Source organism: Rathayibacter rhapontici (genome assembly GCF_001995175.1).
Taxonomy (GTDB): Bacteria; Actinomycetota; Actinomycetes; order Actinomycetales; family Microbacteriaceae; genus Rathayibacter.
In genome coordinates this window covers 42,360-59,472 of record NZ_MUKN01000006.1, presented here as the reverse complement: position 1 = coordinate 59,472, position 17,113 = coordinate 42,360, and the positions used below count along the sequence as shown (strand labels likewise).

Genomic DNA, 17,113 nt, shown 5'->3' with positions numbered 1-17,113 from the left:
CATGGCCGTCCCCTCCGACCTGCAGTACACCTCCGATCACGAGTGGATCGCCGTCGACGGTGACGTCGCGACGGTGGGCATCACGGCGTACGCCGCCGACAAGCTGGGCGACGTCGTCTTCGTCGAGCTGCCCGACGCGGGCACCCGCATCGAGGGTGGCAGCGTCGTCGGCGAGATCGAGTCGACGAAGTCCGTCGGAGAGCTTTTCGCGCCGGTCGACGGCGAGGTGCTCGAGGTCAACTCCGGCGTCGTCGACAGGCCCGAGCTCGTCAACTCCGACCCGTTCGGCGAGGGCTGGCTCATCAAGGTGCGCTTCGACGCGCTGCCCGACGGCCTGCTCGACGCCGCGCCTACGGCGAGCTGGTCGGAGAGTAGATGTCGAGCCCCCGCACCCCCTCCGAGTTCGAGTCCCGCCACATCGGGACCGACGCCGACGCCCAGCGCACCATGCTGGCAGCCCTCGGCTACGACTCCGTCGACGCGCTGGTCACCGCCGCCGTCCCCGAGTCGATCCGCGTGCGCGACCTGGCCCCCGTGCTGCCGGAGCCGGCCACCGAGACCGAGGCCCTCGCCGAGCTGCGCGCCCTCGCGGCCCGCAACACGGTCCGCCGCCCCCTGATCGGCCTCGGCTACCACGGCACGCTCACGCCGGCCGTCATCAAGCGGAACGTCCTCGAGAACCCGAGCTGGTACACCGCCTACACGCCCTACCAGCCTGAGATCTCGCAGGGCCGCCTCGAGGCGCTGATCAACTTCCAGACCATGGTCTCGGATCTCACCGGTCTCGACACCGCCGGCGCCTCGATGCTCGACGAGGGCACCGCCGTCGTCGAGGCGATGCTGCTGACGCGCCGCGCCTCCAAGGCGCGCACCGACGTCTTCGTCGTCGACTCCGACGCGCTGCCGCAGACCCTGGCGCTGCTGCGCGGGCGGGCGGAGGCGGTGGGGATCCGCATCGTGGAGCTGCCGCTCTCGCGGACAGCGGCCGCCGAGATCCCCGAGTGCTTCGGCGCCCTCGTGCAGTACCCCGGCGCCTCCGGCCACCTCTGGGACCCGTCCGCCGTGCTCGCCGCGGTGAAAGCCCACGGCGGCCTCGGAGTCGTCGCCGCCGACCTCCTCGCCCTCACCCTCGTCCGCTCGCCGGGCGAGCTCGGGGCGGACGTCGCGGTCGGCACCTCGCAGCGCTTCGGGGTCCCGATGGGCTTCGGCGGACCGCACGCCGGCTACCTCGCGGTCCGCAAGGGCCTCGAGCGCCAGCTGCCGGGCCGTCTCGTCGGAGTCAGCCAGGACGCGGACGGGCACCCCGCCTACCGCCTGTCCCTGCAGGCCCGCGAGCAGCACATCCGCCGCGAGAAGGCGACCTCGAACATCTGCACGGCGCAGGTCCTCCTGGCCGTCATGGCCGCGATGTACGCCGTCTACCACGGGCCCGACGGACTCGCCCGGATCGCGGAGCAGGTGCACTCGCGGGCCGCTCTGCTCGCGCGGCTCCTGCTCGACCGCGGTCACTCCCTCCGCCACGCCGACTTCTTCGACACCGTCTCGGTCGTCGTCCCGCAGGGAGCGGAGGCGGCGGTCGCCCGCGCGCGGGAGGCCGGGTTCGACCTGCGCCTCGTCGACGCCGACACGGTGGCGGTCGCGCTGGACGAGACCGTGACGACCGCCGAGGTCGTCGCGCTCGCCGTCGCGATCGGCGACCTCGACTCGGCGCACGGCTTCCTCGCCGCGTCCTCGCGCTCGATCCCCGTCGCGCTCGAGCGCGCCACTCCGTTCCTCGTGCACCCGGTCTTCAACACTCATCGCAGCGAGACGTCGATGATGCGCTACCTCAAGCGCCTCGCCGACGCCGACTACGCGCTGGACCGCGGCATGATCCCGCTCGGCTCGTGCACCATGAAGCTCAACGCCGCCGCCGAGATGGAGGCGGTGAGCTGGCCCGAGTTCGCGAACCTGCATCCGTTCGCCCCCGAGGCCGACGTGCAGGGCTCGCTCGCGCTGATCGACCAGCTCGAGCGCTGGCTCGCGCACCTCACCGGCTACGACTCCGTCTCGCTGCAGCCCAACGCGGGCTCTCAGGGGGAGCTCGCGGGACTGCTCGCGATCCGCGGCTACCACCGCGCGAACGGCGACCTCGAGCGCACGGTCTGCCTCATCCCCTCGAGCGCGCACGGCACCAACGCGGCGAGCGCGGTGCTCGCGGGCATGCGCGTCGTCGTCGTCGCGTGCGACGAGCTGGGCAACGTCGACCTCGACGACCTGCGCGCGAAGATCGCCGCGCACGCGGCGGACCTCGCGGCGCTCATGATCACGTACCCGTCGACGCACGGCGTCTACGAGCACGAGGTCTCCGAGATCTGCCGACTGGTGCACGAGGCGGGCGGGCAGGTCTACGTCGACGGGGCCAATCTGAACGCGCTGCTGGGCTTCGCCCGGTTCGGCGACTTCGGCGGCGACGTCTCGCACCTCAACCTGCACAAGACGTTCTGCATCCCGCACGGCGGCGGCGGTCCCGGAGTGGGACCGGTCGCGGCCAAGGCGCACCTCGCGCCGTTCCTGCCCGGGCACCCGCTCGCGCAGCGGCTCGAGCACGCGAGCGGCCAGCACGGCGGGACGGTCGTGCACGGCGGCGTCCCGGTCTCGGCCGCGCCCTACGGCAGCCCGGGCATCCTCCCGATCTCGTGGGCGTACGCCCGGATGATGGGCGAGGACGGCCTGCGCGCGGCCACCGGTGCGGCCGTGCTCTCGGCCAACTACGTCGCCGCGCGCCTGCGCGAGCACTTCCCGGTGCTCTACACGGGCGAGAACGGCCTCGTCGCGCACGAGTGCATCCTCGACATCCGCCCGCTCACCGCGGCCACCGGAGTGACCGTGGACGACGTCGCGAAGCGCCTCGTCGACTACGGCTTCCACGCCCCGACCATGAGCTTCCCCGTCGCGGGGACCCTGATGGTCGAGCCGACCGAGAGCGAGGACCTCGCCGAGATCGACCGCTTCATCGACGCGATGATCGGCATCAAGGCCGAGGCCGACCGGGTCGGCGCGGGGGAGTGGCCGGTGGACGACAACCCGCTGCGCAACGCCCCGCACACCGCGGAGTGCCTCGTCACGGGGGAGTGGACGCACCCGTACTCGCGCGAGGAGGCGGTCTACCCCGTCCGCTCGCTCGTGCGCGGCAAGTACTGGCCGCCGGTCCGCCGCGTCGACCAGGCCTTCGGCGACCGCAACCTGGTCTGCGCCTGCCCGCCGATCGAGGCCTTCGCCTGATCCACCGGCAGGTGCGTGTTCGCAACCGAGGCTGAGATGCGGGATCGGGGCGTTCTGCCCGTCTTCCGCGTCGTCCACCCTCGGTTGCGAACACGCACGGTCCTCCCCACGACGTCGCTGCGGCGTGCAGTCCACGAATCGTCGCGGAGCGTGCTGAGGTGATCGCGCATCCGGCGATCGTGATCTCGTGGAACGCCTTATGCATGTCCTGGCAGGACTCGACGGAGTTGCGACGACGGCGCAGCTCGCTCGCGCGGGAGTCGCGGCGCGTGCTCTGCGAGCGGCGGTGGACTCCGGAGCCGTCCTCCGGCTGAGACGCGGGTGGTTCGCGCTTCCCACCGTTCCGCTCGACCAGCGCCGCGCCGTCGCGGCCGGCGGCGTTCTCAGCTGCGCTTCGGGCCTGGACGCTCGCGGCCTCTGGGTGCTCGAGACGGGCCGACTGCACGTCGCCGTCCCGCCCCACTCCTCGGAGCGCCGAGCAGGCGACGGCACGGTGCTGCACTGGCGCGCGTGGGAGGGATGCGGTCCTGAGACGTCATCGCTCGACGGCCTCCGCTCCTCCCTTCTCCATCTGCTCGCCTGCGTCGACGGCGAGAACGCCCTCATGACCTTCGACAGCGCTGTGAACTCGGGGGCGATCGCTCTCGGTGATCTCCTCGCACTGCGCGGTCTCGCGCCCACCGGCAAGCAGTGGGTGTTCGACGAGGTGGACCCCTTGTCCCAGTCCGGTCTGGAGACGAGGGTGCGCCGATGCGGTCGCCGGTTGGGCGTCCGCGTGAGGTCGCAGGTGCCGATCCCCCGGGTGGGGCGGGTCGACGTCCTTCTGGGGGAGCGGCTCGTGTTCGAGCCCGATGGCCGCGCATTCCACTCCGGCTCCCACCAGCTCGAGGAGGACTACCGGCGGAGCCTCGAGCTGGCGGCTCAGGGGTACCTCTGCATCCGGCTCTCGACCCGTCAGATCATCGCCTCGTGGGAGCGGACCGAAACCGTCATCAGGGGTCTCGTCCAGCGCAGGGAGCACCTCTGGTCCGGTCGGTGGCACGGGGAACGTCGGTAACCGAGGTCGATCGGCGGCAGAAGACGGTCAGACCCTGCCTCCGACGCTCTGAACCTCGGTTGCGTACAGGCTCGAGCTAGGAAGCGGGCTCCGGAGCCGCGAACAGCTCCGGCCAGAGAGCCACCGCGAGCGGGTACCCCACGAACGACACGATGTCGATGATCGAGTGCGCGATCACGAGCGGCAGCGTCCGCCCGAACCGCTGGTAGAACAGCCCGAAGACCACGCCCATGATCACGTTGCCGATGAACGGCCCGATGCCCTGGTACAGGTGGTAGCTGCCCCGGAGCAGCGCGCTGGCGAACAGGATCCGCCACCGCCCCCAGCCGAGGTCGCCCAGCCGGGCGAAGAGGTAGCCGACCACGATCACCTCCTCCTGGATCCCCGCGCGGATCGCCGAGAGGACCAGCACGGGCACGGTCCACCAGTACGCGTCCAGCGGCGAGGCGACGACCGCCACCGTCACGCCCAGAGCCCGGCCCAGGGCGTAGAGCGCGATCCCCGGGGCGCCGATCGCGATCGCGAGCACGGTCCCGGTGCCGAGATCGCGCAGAGGGTGCCGCAGATCCAGACCCAGCCGCCCCAACGGCCGTCCGGTGCTCTGCCAGAGCAGGAATGCGCAGAGCGCCACCGGCACCAGGTCGAAGAACAGCGCGAGCAGCTGGTAGACCAGGTCGAACGCGGGGCGGTCGCTGAGCGCTCCGTTCAGCGTCGCCGTTTGCTCCGACAGCGCGACGTCGCGGGTGAGCCGGTTGGTGATCGACACGACGGAGTAGATCGCGGAGGCGCCGAGCGAGAGCCCCAGGACGAGCAGGATCTCGATCCCGATCCGCCCTCGTGGCTGCATGGATCCTGTCAGCGCGGTGGACACTGCGTGGGCCTCCTCTGAATCGAAGCATTGCGTGGGGACGGTCCATCACGCAGGTTTCGTGCGGAAAGACGCAAGGATTCCACCTCCCGGTTACCGCTGTGTAACGGTTTCCACATGCTTTTGTGCAGATAGCGAGCCGATACATAGTCTCGTCGGTGGCACTTGCGCGGGGGCCAACAGTCTCTCGTGCGCCGATGCCGTCGCCACGCGCGCGGCCAACACAGCATCCGGGAAATCACTTCCCGAGCGCCCTCACACCACTGGAGGAATAGTGAAAATCAGACGTTTCGGCCTCGGAGCTCTGGCGCTCGTCGCCGCGAGCACCCTGGTCCTCGCCGGCTGCAGCAGCTCGAACGACGACGGCGGGGGGGATGCGGCCGGCGACTCCGCCGCGATCATCCTGACCAACGGCTCCGAGCCGCAGAACCCGCTGGTCCCGACCAACACCAACGAGGTGGGCGGCGGCAAGATCCTCGACGAGATCTTCGCCGGTCTCTACTACTACGACGCCGAGGGCGCGGCGCAGCCCGACCTGGCCGAGTCGGTCGAGTCGGACGACGCGCAGAACTACACCATCACGATCGAGTCGGGCCGCACCTTCACCAACGGTGAGGAGATCACGGCCCAGTCGTTCGTCGACGCCTGGAACTACGGCGCGAAGTACTCGAACGAGCAGCTCCAGAGCTACTTCTTCGAGGACATCGAGGGCTTCAGCTACGACGAGGACACCGAGCTCACCGGTCTGAAGGTCGTCGACGACACGACGTTCACCGTCGCGCTCTCGGCTCCCAAGTCGGACTTCCCGCAGCGTCTGGGCTACTCGGCCTACTACCCGCTGCCCAGCGTCGCCTACGACGACATGGACGCCTTCGGTGAGAACCCGATCGGCAACGGCCCGTACATGCTCGACGGCGAGGGCGCGTGGCAGCACGACGTCCAGATCGACCTGGTCGTGAACCCCGACTACGACGGACCCCGCGTCCCGGTCAACGGCGGCATCACCATCACGTTCTACGCGACCCAGGACGCGTCGTACGCCGACCTGCTCGCGGGCAACGTCGACGTGATCGACCAGATCCCGGACTCCGCGTTCGGCACCTTCGAGAGCGACCTCGGCGACCGCGCGGTCAACCAGGCTTCCGCCGTCTTCCAGTCCTTCACGATCCCGGAGCGCCTCGAGCACTTCAGCGGCGAAGAGGGCAAGCTGCGCCGCCAGGCCATCTCGATGGCCTTCGACCGCGAGCAGATCACCGACGTCATCTTCGAGGGCACCCGCACCCCCGCCTCCGACTTCACCTCCCCGGTGATCGACGGCTGGAGCGACTCCCTCGAGGGCGCCGAGGTTCTCGAGTACAACCCCGACGAGGCGAAGAAGCTGTGGGCCGAGGCCGACGCGATCTCCCCGTGGACGGGCACCTTCTCGATCGCCTACAACGCCGACGGCGGCCACCAGGGCTGGGTCGACGCCGTGTCGAACGCGGTCAAGAACACGCTCGGCATCGACGCGGTGGGCGAGGCCTACCCGACCTTCGCCGAGGCGCGCACCAAGATCGTCGACCGCTCGATCGAGACCGCGTTCCGCACCGGATGGCAGGCCGACTACCCGGGTCTGTACAACTTCCTGGGCCCGCTGTACGCGACCAACGCCTCGTCGAACGACGGTGACTACTCGAACCCCGAGTTCGACCAGCTCCTGGCCGACGGTTCGGCCGAGACCGACCTCGCGACCGCGAACGAGGACTACCAGAAGGCTCAGGAGGTCCTGCTCCAGGACCTGCCCTCGATCCCGCTCTGGTACGCCAACGTGACCGGTGGCTACAGCGAGACCGTCTCCGACGTAGAGTTCGGGTGGAACTCGGTTCCGCTGTTCTACCAGATCACCAAGAGCTGACATCAGACACGACGGGCGCTTCGCCCGTGGGGACGGCACGACCGTTCCCACGGGCGGAGCGCCTTGTTCGGTCACGATCGAATGAGGTCCACCATGCGACACCGGAACAGGCAGGGCTGACGTGCTCGCCTACATCGTCCGACGCATCCTGCAAGCCGTCCCCGTCCTGATCGGGACGACCTTCCTGATCTACTTCATGGTCTTCGCCATGCCGGGGAACCCCCTCCTCGCCCTCTTCGGCGACAAGACCCCGAACGCCGCGCTCCTCGCGCGCCTCGAGGAGCAGTACCACCTGAACGAGCCGTTCATCGTGCAGTACCTCTACTACCTCGGCGGCGTCGTCCGCGGCGACTTCGGCATCTCCTTCTCCGGGCAGTCGGTGAACGACATCCTCGCCCGCACGTTCCCGGTCACGCTCACCCTCGCCATGATGGCGATCATCATCGAGATCGTCGTCGCTCTCACGATCGGCCTGATCAGCGGACTGCGGAAGGGCTCGTTCTTCGACGCCAGCGCGCTCGTCGTCAGCCTCCTGCTCGTGTCGGTGCCGATCTTCGTCCTGTGCTTCATCGCGCAGTCCTTCTTCGCCGTGCAGCTGGGCTGGTTCTCGCCCACGGTCGGCGGGTCGCCGACGTTCGAGCGGCTCCTGCTGCCGGCCATCGTGCTCGCGCTCTTCGTGGTCGCCTCCGCGATCCGCCTCACGCGCGGCTCGGTCATCGAGACCGCCGGCTCCGACTTCGTCCGCACCGCCTACAGCAAGGGGCTCTCGCGCAAGCGCGTCGTGCCCGTGCACATCCTGCGCAACTCGCTGATCCCGGTGACGACCCAGTTCGGCGCCGACTTCGGCCTGCTGATCGTCGGCGCCACGGTCACCGAGGGCATCTTCAACGTTCCCGGAGTCGGGAACACGCTCTACCAGGCGATCATCCGAGGGGAGCGGCCGACCGTCGTCTCCTTCGTCACGGTCATGGTGCTGTTCTACCTCGTGGTGAACATCCTCGTCGACCTGCTCTACGCCGTACTCGACCCGAGGATCCGCTATGCCAAATGAGATGAACCGCGACGCCCCCCGTCGCATCGATCACTTCGTGGCACCGCTCGAGGAGACGCCGATCGCCTCGGTCGACGCCGTCTCGCTCGACGAGAAGCCCAGCAACCTGTGGACCGACGCCTGGCAGGACCTGCGCCGCCGGCCGATGTTCTGGATCTCGGGCGCGATGATCGTGCTGATCGTCGCGGTCGCGCTGCTCCCGACCCTCTTCACCTCCGTCGACCCGCGGGCGTGCGACCTCGGCTTCAGCAACCAGGGCCCCGGTGACGGCAGCGTCCTGGGCTTCACCAAGCAGGGCTGCGACGTCTACGCGCGGATCATCCACGGCACGTCGACCTCGCTGACCGTCGGGCTGATCGTCATCCTGATCACCACGATCACGGGTGTCATCGGAGGAGCCCTCGCCGGCTTCTTCGGCGGCTGGGTCGACACCGTCATCATGCGCGCGGGCGACATCTTCTTCTCGATCCCCTACATCCTCGCCGCCGTCGTCATCATGTCGGTCTTCTCGGCGCACCGGAACGTGTTCGTCATCGCCCTGGCGATCGGAGCGTTCGCCTGGCCGACCACGGCCCGCGTCCTCCGCTCCGAGGTGCTGCGGGTGAAGCAGTCGGACTTCGTCGGGGCCGCGACCGCCACGGGCCTGTCCCGCATGGCGATCCTGTTCCGCCACGTCATGCCCAACTCCATCGCCCCCGTGATCGTCGTCACGACGATCTCGCTCGGTGCGGCCATCACCGCGGAGGCGACCCTGTCGTTCCTCGGCGTCGGCCTGCCCGGCTCCGTGATGTCCTGGGGCAACGACATCAGCCAGGCCCAGCGCGACCTGCGGACCAACCCGCAGACGCTGATCTACCCGTCCGCCGCGCTGACCATCACCGTGCTGAGCTTCATCCTCATGGGCGAGGCCCTGCGCGACGCGCTCGACCCGAAGGCGAGGGCCCTCCGATGACCGACTCGACCACTCCGAAGGGGCCCCTGCTCCAGGTCACCGACCTCGAGGTCGGCTTCCAGACCGGCAGCGGCCTGGTGCCCGCCCTGCGCGGCGTCAGCCTCACGATCGAGCACGGCCAGACCGTCGCCATCGTGGGGGAGTCGGGCTCCGGCAAGTCGACGACCGCCGCGGCGATCATCGGCCTGCTCCCCGGCTCCGGCAAGGTGACCGGCGGCTCCGTGCTCTTCGACGGGAAGGACCTCGCGAAGGCGACCCGGCCCGAGCTCGAGGACATCCGCGGCCGCCGCATCGGCTACGTCCCGCAGGATCCGATGTCGAACCTGAACCCGGTCTGGTCGGTCGGCTTCCAGGTCGAGGAGACCATCCGCGCGAACGGTCTCGCGACCGGTCGCAAGGAGGTGCGCGCCAAGGCGATCGAGGTGCTGCAGAACGCGGGCCTCGCCGACGCGAGAAGCGCTTGAAGCAGTTCCCGCACCAGTTCTCCGGAGGCATGCGCCAGCGCGTGCTGATCGGCATCGGCCTGGCCGCGGCGCCCCAGCTCCTCATCGCCGACGAGCCGACCTCGGCTCTCGACGTGACGGTGCAGCGCCGGATCCTCGACCACCTCGAGACGCTGACGAAGACCGACGGCACGGCGCTGCTCTTCATCACGCACGACCTGGGCCTCGCCGCCGAGCGCGCCGAGAAGCTGATCGTCATGTACAAGGGCCGGATCGTCGAGTCGGGCGCCTCGGTCGAGGTGCTGCAGAACCCGCAGCACCCCTACACGCAGCGCCTGATCGCCGCGGCTCCGAGCCTCGCGTCGCGCCGCATCCAGTCGACGGCGGGAGCCGCGAAGGAGTCGGTGCCCGGCGAGTCCGCCGCCGTCGCCGAGGTCGACCTCGTCCGCGCGGCGGGCACCCACGCGGGAGCACCCACCACGACGAAGCCGATGATCGAGATCGAGAACCTGACGAAGGTCTTCAAGATCCGCCGCGGCGGACTGAAGGCCGAGGACTTCACGGCCGTCGACGACGTCTCGTTCTCGATCCCGAAGGGCACCACCACCGCCCTCGTCGGGGAGTCGGGTTCGGGCAAGTCGACGATCGCGCGCCTCGTGCTCGGCCTCGAGACGGCCACCAAGGGGGCCATCTCGATCGACGGGCGCCGCACCGAGAAGCTCCGCGGGAAGGAGATGCTGGCGCTGCGCCGCTCGATGCAGCCCGTGTTCCAGGACCCGTACGGCTCGCTCGACCCGCTGCACAACATCGGCAACACGATCTCGGAGCCGCTCCGGGTGCACAAGGTCGGCGATCGCGCCTCGCAGCGCGAGCGCGTCTTCGAGCTGCTCGATCAGGTGTCGCTCCCGCGGGTCATCGCGGGCCGCTACCCGAACGAGCTCTCGGGCGGACAGCGCCAGCGCGTCGCCATCGCGCGGGCGCTGGCGCTCAAGCCCGAGATCGTCGTGCTCGACGAGGCCGTCTCGGCGCTCGACGTGCTCGTGCAGGCGCAGATCCTCCGCCTGCTCGCGGATCTGCAGGCCGAGCTCGGGCTCACCTACCTGTTCATCACCCACGACCTCGCCGTGGTCCGCGTGATCGCGGACGACGTCTGCGTGATGCAGAAGGGCCGCATCGTCGAGCACGCGCCGACCGACACGGTGTTCGACTCGCCGCAGCAGCAGTACACCCGCGAGCTGCTCGAGGCGATCCCCGGCGCCGGGATCGAGTTCGCGGTCTGATCCGCCGCCGCGAGGGCCCCGTTCCGCGCCCGAGAGTCCCGCTTCCCGCGGGGTGATCGGGCCGGATCGGGGCCCTCCGTCGTTCGGCCGCGCGCCTGCGGTACGATGGAGGGTCCCCCTTCATGCACGAGAACACGAGACGAGTCCGTTCACATGGCAAGTGCCACCCGCTCCGACCTGCGCAACGTCGCGATCGTCGCCCACGTCGACCATGGCAAGACCACTCTGGTCGACGCCATGCTCAAGCAGACGAACTCCTTCGACGCGCACGCCCACGTGGACGAGCGCGCGATGGACTCGAACGAGCTCGAGCGCGAGAAGGGCATCACGATCCTCGCGAAGAACACCGCGGTCTCGTACCGCGGCAAGCACGCGACCGAGGGCCCCATCACGATCAACGTGATCGACACCCCGGGCCACGCCGACTTCGGCGGCGAGGTCGAGCGCGGCCTCTCGATGGTCGACGGCGTCTGCCTCCTCGTCGACGCGTCCGAGGGCCCCCTCCCGCAGACCCGCTTCGTGCTCCGCAAGGCGCTCGAGGCCAAGCTGCCCGTCATCCTGCTGGTCAACAAGACCGACCGCCCCGATGCGCGCATCGACGAGGTCGTCGCCGAGAGCCAGGACCTCCTCCTCGGCCTCGCGTCCGACATGGCGGACGACGTCCCCGACCTCGACCTCGACGCGATCCTCGACGTCCCCGTCGTCTACGCGTCCGGCAAGGCGGGCCGCGCGTCCTCCAACAAGCCCGAGAACGGCACGCTGCCCGACGCGGAAGACCTCGAGCCGCTGTTCGAGGCGATCCTGAAGCACATCCCGGCGCCGACCTACGACGACGAGGCGCCCCTCCAGGCGCACGTCACCAACCTCGACGCCTCGCCCTTCCTCGGCCGCCTCGCGCTGCTGCGCGTCTTCAACGGCAACATCAAGAAGGGCCAGACGGTCGCCTGGGTCCACCACGACGGCACCCACACCACGCCCGCATCACCGAGCTGCTGATCACGAAGGCGCTCGACCGCTACCCGGCCGAGTCCGCCGGCCCCGGCGACATCGTCGCGATCGCGGGCTTCCCCGAGATCACCATCGGCGAGACCATCGCCGACCCGGAGGACATCCGCCCGCTCCCGGCCATCACGGTCGACGACCCGGCGATCTCGATGACCATCGGCACCAACACCTCGCCGCTGGTCGGCAAGGTCAAGGGCCACAAGCTCACCGCGCGCATGGTCAAGGACCGCCTCGACCGCGAGCTCATCGGAAACGTGTCGCTCAAGGTCCTCGACATCGGCCGCCCCGACTCGTGGGAGGTCCAGGGCCGAGGCGAGCTCGCGCTGGCGATCCTCGTCGAGCAGATGCGCCGCGAGGGCTTCGAGCTCACGGTCGGCAAGCCCCAGGTGGTCACCCGCCAGGTCGACGGCAAGACGCACGAGCCGTTCGAGCACCTGACGATCGACGCCCCGGAGGAGTACCTCGGCGCCATCACGCAGCTCCTCGCCGCGCGCAAGGGCCGCATGGAGAACATGGCGAACCACGGCACCGGCTGGGTCCGCATGGAGTTCATCGTCCCCTCGCGCGGTCTGATCGGCTTCCGCACCGAGTTCCTCACCACCACGCGCGGCACCGGCATCGCGAACGCGATCCTGCACGGCTACGAGCCGTGGGCCGGCGCCATCGTCACCCGCAACAACGGCTCGATCGTCGCCGACCGCACCGGTGTCGTCACTCCCTTCGCCATCATCGCCCTCCAGGAGCGCATGACCTTCTTCGTGAACCCCACGGAAGAGGTCTACGAGGGCATGGTCATCGGCGAGAACTCGCGCAACGACGACATGGACGTGAACATCACCAAGGAGAAGAAGCTGACCAACATGCGTCAGTCCACCTCCGACACGTTCGAGTCGATGACGCCCTCGCGCCAGCTGACGCTCGAGGAGTGCCTCGAGTTCGCCCGCGAGGACGAGTGCGTCGAGGTCACCCCCGAGATCGTCCGCATCCGCAAGGTCGAGCTCGACGCCAACGCGCGCGCTCGTCAGACCAGCCGTCTGAAGAAGCAGGGCTGATCCGCCGGGCGCCCCGCGCGCCCGCTCGGCTCGAGACCGGTCGGAGGTCGACCTCCGGCCGGTCTTCCGCGTCCCGCCCCCTCGCTGGTCGAGTAGCCGCGCAGCGGCGTATCGAGACCCCCGTCCTTCAGACGCTGCAGGATCCCGCTCCCCGTCCCGCTCAGCCGAACAGCCCCGACCCCACGAAGTCGCCCTCGCTGCGCACCCCGGGAGGCACGGCGAAGAGCGCCGACCCGACGTGCTTGATGTACTCGTTCAGCGCATCGTCCGCGAGGGAGCGCTGCACGGTGATGAACTGCTCCGGCGACCGCTGGAACGACAGGAAGAACAGGCCCGCGTTCAGGCGCCCGAGCTCGTCGTTGCCGTCGACGAAGTTGTAGCCGCGCCGCAGCAGCCGTGCGCCGTTGTTGACCGACGGATGCGCGAGGCGCACGTGCGACACCTCGTCGACGAGCGGCGCTCCGCTGGCGCCGGTCGCCGAGAAGTCCGGCTCGGCGAACTCGTCCCCGCCCGAGAGCGGCGCCCCCGAGCCCTTGCTCCGCCCGATCACGCGCTCCTGCTCGCCGAGCTGGCTCCGGTCCCAGGTCTCGATGATCATGCGGACCTTGCGGGCCACGAGGTAGCTGCCGCCGACGAGCCAGTCCGGGCCGTCTGACTCCTGCACCCAGACGTGCTCCTGGACCGCGTCCGTCTCCTCCGACTTCACGTTGGCCGTGCCGTCCTTGAAGCCGAAGAGGTTGCGCGGGGTGGCCTGCGCCGTCGACGTCGACGACGTCCGCCCGAAGCCGAGCTGGGACCAGCGGAGCGACGCCCGGCCGAAGGCGATGCGGCTGAGGTTGCGGATCGCGTGCACCGCGACCTGCGGGTCGTTCGCGCAGGCCTGGATGCAGAGGTCGCCTCCGCTCGCCGCGGGCACGAGAGCGTCGCCGCGGAAGCGGGGGAGCGTCTCGAGCGCGGGCGGACGACGGGCCGCGAGCCCGAAGCGGTCGGCGCCGTCCGCGTCGGTGAACACGCCGGGGCCGAAGCCGAAGGTGATCGTCAGCGCCGCGGCGTCGAGCCCGAGCGCCTCGCCCGTGTCGTCCGGAGGGGCGGTGTCGGGTCCGCCGACCGCGCCCTCCTCGCTGACGTCGAGTCCGCGCGTCAGTCGCGACGCGGCGAGCGTCCAGTCCTGCAGCAGCTCGATCAGGTCCTCGCGCGTGGTGCCCGACGCGAGATCGAAGGAGGCGAAGTGCAGCCGGTCCTGCGCCGCGGTCGTGATCCCGGCCTGGTTCGCGCCGAAGAACGGCACCGTGTTCGAGGCGCCGGAGGCGTTCGCGGTCGTCGCGGAGGCGACCGCGACGGTCCCGCCGACGCCCGCGGCGATCCCCGCGGTTCCGGCCGAGACGAGGCCGAGCAGCCCGCGCCGCGAGAGGCGGCGGGGCTGCTCGACGGGGGCGGCGGAGTCGGGGGAGACGTCCGCCGCGGTGTCCTGCTGGTCGTCGTCCATCTACTCCGCGGGCTCCTCGACGCCGAGCACCGTGTGGGTGAGCTGCGACAGCGGCTCCGAGAGGGCGTTCACCTGGTCCGAGAGCTCCTTCTTCTGCTCATCGGTGACCGAGGAGTAGGGCGCGAAGCCGGCGTCGATCGAGCCGTACTGCGCGAGCAGCGAGTCGAGCGCGGTGAACTGCTCCGCGATGTCGGCGGTCAGGTCGGCGCCCTCGTCGCCCGAGGCCGTCGCGATCGGCTCGACGTTGCCGAAGGCCACCTCCGCGCCCTGCACGTTCGCGGCGAAGTCCATCAGGTCGGTGCCCGACCACCAGTCCTCCTCGCCGGTGATCTTGCCCGCGGCGACCTCGTCGAGCAGGCCGATCGCGCCGTTCGAGATGTCGCCGACCGAGACGGTGAAGTCGTCGGCGTTCACGAGGTCGTAGAGGCTCTGCACGTCGTCCACGAGCCCCTGGCCGAACTCGGCGCGCTGCTCCGGAGTCGACGGCGCCCAGTCGAGGTACGCGCTCGTGCCGTCGGAGTTGAGGGCGTCCTGCGCCGGCACCCAGAGGTCCTTCTCGATGCGGTGGAAGCCGGTCCAGTCCAGCCCCTCGGCCACGGCGTCGACCTCGCGGTAGTCGATCTTCGGGTCGAGGTCGCCGAACGCCTCCGCGGTCGGCTCGATGCGCTCGTAGAAGACGCGCGTCGAGGCGAACAGGCCGCGCGCCGTCTCGTCGTCGCCCGCGACGTAGGCGTCGGTGAACGCCTGCACGGCGGGCAGCAGCTCGCCGGCCTGCGACTTCACGTAGGCCACGTAGTTGGTCACGGCCGCCTCCGTCGCCGCCGTCTCGTCCGCGGACTGCTCGGTCGCCTCACCGGTGACGGTGAACTCGGACAGGCCGATGGGAGCGCCGACCTGCTGGAACTTGCAGGCCGTGTAGTAGGTGCCGGGCTCGAGCTGCGCGACGTACGACACGGTCTGCCCCGGCGTCACGTTCTCCTTCTCGCCGACGATCCGCAGCTTGTCGTCCGCGAGGATCTCGAACTCGTTGACGTCGGTGCCCTCGTTCGCGAGCGAGAAGGTCACCGCACCGGCCGAGGCGGTCGCGGCCGAGACGTCGCAGGCCTCGTCGCTGATCGCGACGTCGAGCGCCGCCGAGGAGGAGGCGGCCGAGTTCGGCACGCAGCCGGAGAGCGCGAACGCGAGGACGCCGGCACCGGCGAGGCCGGACACGACGCGGGGGAGCGGGGAGCGGCGGATGACTGCGCGCGAGGGCATGGTTCTCCTGGAGTAGGGGATGGGACCGGCGGTGCCGGTGTCAGACGGAGGTGGGAGCGGGAGTCGCGACCGGGGCCGCGCTGCCCCGACGCGGCCGGCGGAGCCGGACCTGGCGGACGAAGAGGGCGCCGACGACGACGAGGTACGCGAGCCAGGCGGTGAACTGCAGCGCGGTCGGCTCGGGCGTGTAGTTGAAGAGGCCGCCGAGGATCGCGGTGATCGGCGCCGGCAGCACCGCACCGAGGCTGAACAGCGGGGCGCCCCAGCCGGGCAGGAGCGACGCCTCCTGCAGGTCTCCCACGCCGTACGACAGCACGCCCGCCGCGACCACGATCAGGAAGCCGCCCGTCCAGGTGAAGAACCGGCCGAGATCGATCCGGACGAAGCCGCGGAAGATCAGGTAGGCGATGACGACGGCCGACAGGATCCCGAGCAGGGCCTCGATCGTGCCGCCCCAGGCGTCCGCCTCGGAGGAGGCGCTGCTCGCGGAGACGCTGGCCCAGACGAACAGGGCGGTCTCGATCCCCTCGCGGCCGACGCTCACGAAGCCGAGCACGACGATCCCGAGGGCGGATCCGCCGACGGCGGCGTCGAGCCGCGACTCCAGCTCGCCCTTGAGGCTCCGGGCGTTCGCCCCCATCCAGAAGATCATCCAGGTGACGAGGCCGACGGCCAGGATCGACAGCCCGCCGCCGAGCAGCTCCTGCGCCTGGAACGACAGCCCGTACGGGCCCCAGGTGAGGATCGCCCCGGTCACGAGCGAGATCGTGACCGCCGCGGCGATGCCGGTCCAGAGACGCGGGAGCACGTCGCGCCGGCCGAGCTTGGTCAGGTACGCGACGAGGATGCCGACCACGAGGCCTGCTTCGAGGCCTTCGCGGAGGCCGATGAGGTAATTTGCGAGCACGCGTGTTCTCTCGGTCGATCGCGGGAGGGGGCGGGACGACCCCCGCCCCGGGCCTCATCCTTCGGTAAGCCTTGCCTTACCGGAGTCGACTGTAGTGCGCCGCCCGAGCGCCTGTCCAGAAGTGCGCCGGGTGCGCCCTCGACGCGCCGGACGGAAGGTGGAGTGTGGACGCGAGCCCAGCTGGAGTGCACGAGAGGGTCGTGGCGGTCCACGCGCACCCCGACGACGAGACCCTGACCATGGGCGGCACCCTCGCCCGTCTCGTCGCGCAGGGAGCGGCGGTCACCGTCGTCACGGCCACGCGCGGCGAGTGCGGCGAGGTGATCCCCGAGGACCTCGCGGCGCTCGAGGGCGCCGACGAGCTCGCCTCGCACCGCACGACCGAGCTCGTCGTGGCGCTCACGGCTCTCGGAGTCGCGGATCACCGCTTCCTCGGAGCCGAGAACGCCCGCGCGCGCGGCGCCGCTCCGCGCGTCTACCGCGACTCCGGCATGCAGTGGGGCCCCGGCCGAGTGCCGGTCCCGCTCGAGCCCGTGCATCCCGCGGCCTTCACGGCGGCGCCGGAGGAGGAGGAGATCGCCGATCTCGTCGCCGTCC

Annotated in this window: 9 protein-coding genes and 4 pseudogenes; 9 read left to right on the top strand and 4 right to left on the bottom strand. The window is 70.3% G+C overall.

Features of this window, described 5'->3' with window-relative positions:
- Position 1: 1 nt before the first annotated feature.
- The 3 genes and pseudogenes from gcvH to B0T42_RS03270 form a co-directional block, all read left to right on the top strand.
- Positions 2-337, top strand: a pseudogene (gcvH, locus tag B0T42_RS03280) (glycine cleavage system protein GcvH); the annotation flags it as partial.
- A gap of 38 nt (positions 338-375) precedes the next feature.
- Positions 376-3,264, top strand: a complete 2,889-nt coding sequence (gene gcvP, locus B0T42_RS03275) for an aminomethyl-transferring glycine dehydrogenase (RefSeq protein WP_077221925.1) — start codon at positions 376-378, stop codon at positions 3,262-3,264.
- A 199-nt stretch (positions 3,265-3,463) separates the two neighbouring features.
- Positions 3,464-4,321 (top strand): endonuclease domain-containing protein, encoded by an 858-nt coding sequence (locus B0T42_RS03270; RefSeq protein ID WP_077221924.1) that lies wholly within the window; start codon positions 3,464-3,466, stop codon positions 4,319-4,321.
- Between the two features lie 76 nt (positions 4,322-4,397).
- Here the strand turns inward: B0T42_RS03270 and B0T42_RS03265 are convergent, their stop codons facing one another.
- The gene (locus B0T42_RS03265; protein ID WP_077221949.1) at positions 4,398-5,168 is read right to left on the bottom strand and encodes a CPBP family intramembrane glutamic endopeptidase; all 771 of its coding nucleotides are present in this window, start codon (positions 5,166-5,168) and stop codon (positions 4,398-4,400) included.
- Between the two features lie 295 nt (positions 5,169-5,463).
- Here B0T42_RS03265 and B0T42_RS03260 point away from each other — a divergent pair, with 295 nt between their 5' ends.
- The 5 genes and pseudogenes from B0T42_RS03260 to typA all read left to right on the top strand — a co-directional run bounded on the left by B0T42_RS03260 (position 5,464) and on the right by typA (position 12,866).
- Entirely contained in the window at positions 5,464-7,083 is a 1,620-nt protein-coding gene (locus B0T42_RS03260) for a peptide ABC transporter substrate-binding protein (RefSeq protein ID WP_077221923.1), read from the top strand.
- A gap of 121 nt (positions 7,084-7,204) precedes the next feature.
- Positions 7,205-8,134, top strand: a complete 930-nt coding sequence (locus tag B0T42_RS03255) for an ABC transporter permease (protein WP_055788494.1) — start codon at positions 7,205-7,207, stop codon at positions 8,132-8,134.
- A complete protein-coding gene (locus B0T42_RS03250) occupies positions 8,124-9,086 on the top strand; it encodes an ABC transporter permease (protein ID WP_055788497.1) in 963 nt (320 codons plus the stop codon). The genes B0T42_RS03255 and B0T42_RS03250 overlap by 11 nt, the downstream gene beginning before the upstream one ends.
- Positions 9,083-10,809 (top strand): annotated as a pseudogene (locus tag B0T42_RS03245) (dipeptide ABC transporter ATP-binding protein). The gene B0T42_RS03250 and the pseudogene B0T42_RS03245 overlap by 4 nt, the downstream one beginning before the upstream one ends.
- Before the next feature lie 153 nt (positions 10,810-10,962).
- Positions 10,963-12,866, top strand: a pseudogene (gene typA, locus B0T42_RS03240) (translational GTPase TypA).
- Positions 12,867-13,026: 160 nt separating this feature from the next.
- On the opposite strand, the gene efeB reads toward typA, so the two are convergent.
- The 3 genes from efeB to efeU are packed head-to-tail and all read right to left on the bottom strand — an operon-like array spanning position 13,027 to position 16,516.
- On the bottom strand, positions 13,027-14,352 hold the full coding sequence (gene efeB / locus B0T42_RS03235; RefSeq protein ID WP_077221922.1) for an iron uptake transporter deferrochelatase/peroxidase subunit: 1,326 nt from the start codon (positions 14,350-14,352) through the stop codon (positions 13,027-13,029).
- Positions 14,353-15,609: an iron uptake system protein EfeO gene (gene efeO, locus B0T42_RS03230; RefSeq protein ID WP_077221921.1), complete on the bottom strand. Its 1,257-nt coding sequence runs from the start codon at positions 15,607-15,609 to the stop codon at positions 14,353-14,355.
- A gap of 40 nt (positions 15,610-15,649) precedes the next feature.
- Positions 15,650-16,516, bottom strand: coding sequence for an iron uptake transporter permease EfeU (efeU, locus tag B0T42_RS03225; RefSeq protein WP_077221920.1), 867 nt, complete (start codon positions 16,514-16,516; stop codon positions 15,650-15,652).
- 239 nt (positions 16,517-16,755) lie between these two features.
- Between efeU and B0T42_RS22575 the strand changes: the two are divergent.
- Positions 16,756-17,061 (top strand): annotated as a pseudogene (locus B0T42_RS22575) (PIG-L deacetylase family protein); the annotation flags it as partial.
- Positions 17,062-17,113: the final 52 nt, after the last annotated feature.

Bases quoted from the DNA above. Each gene is read 5' to 3' on its own strand.
- gcvP (WP_077221925.1), top strand. From the start codon at position 376: ATGTCGAGCCCCCGCACCCCCTCCGAGTTCGAGTCCCGCCACATCGGG.
- B0T42_RS03270 (WP_077221924.1), top strand. From the start codon at position 3,464: ATGCATGTCCTGGCAGGACTCGACGGAGTTGCGACGACGGCGCAGCTC.
- B0T42_RS03265 (WP_077221949.1), bottom strand. From the start codon at position 5,168: ATGCAGCCACGAGGGCGGATCGGGATCGAGATCCTGCTCGTCCTGGGG.
- B0T42_RS03250 (WP_055788497.1), top strand. From the start codon at position 8,124: ATGCCAAATGAGATGAACCGCGACGCCCCCCGTCGCATCGATCACTTC.
- efeB (WP_077221922.1), bottom strand. From the start codon at position 14,352: ATGGACGACGACCAGCAGGACACCGCGGCGGACGTCTCCCCCGACTCC.
- efeO (WP_077221921.1), bottom strand. From the start codon at position 15,609: ATGCCCTCGCGCGCAGTCATCCGCCGCTCCCCGCTCCCCCGCGTCGTG.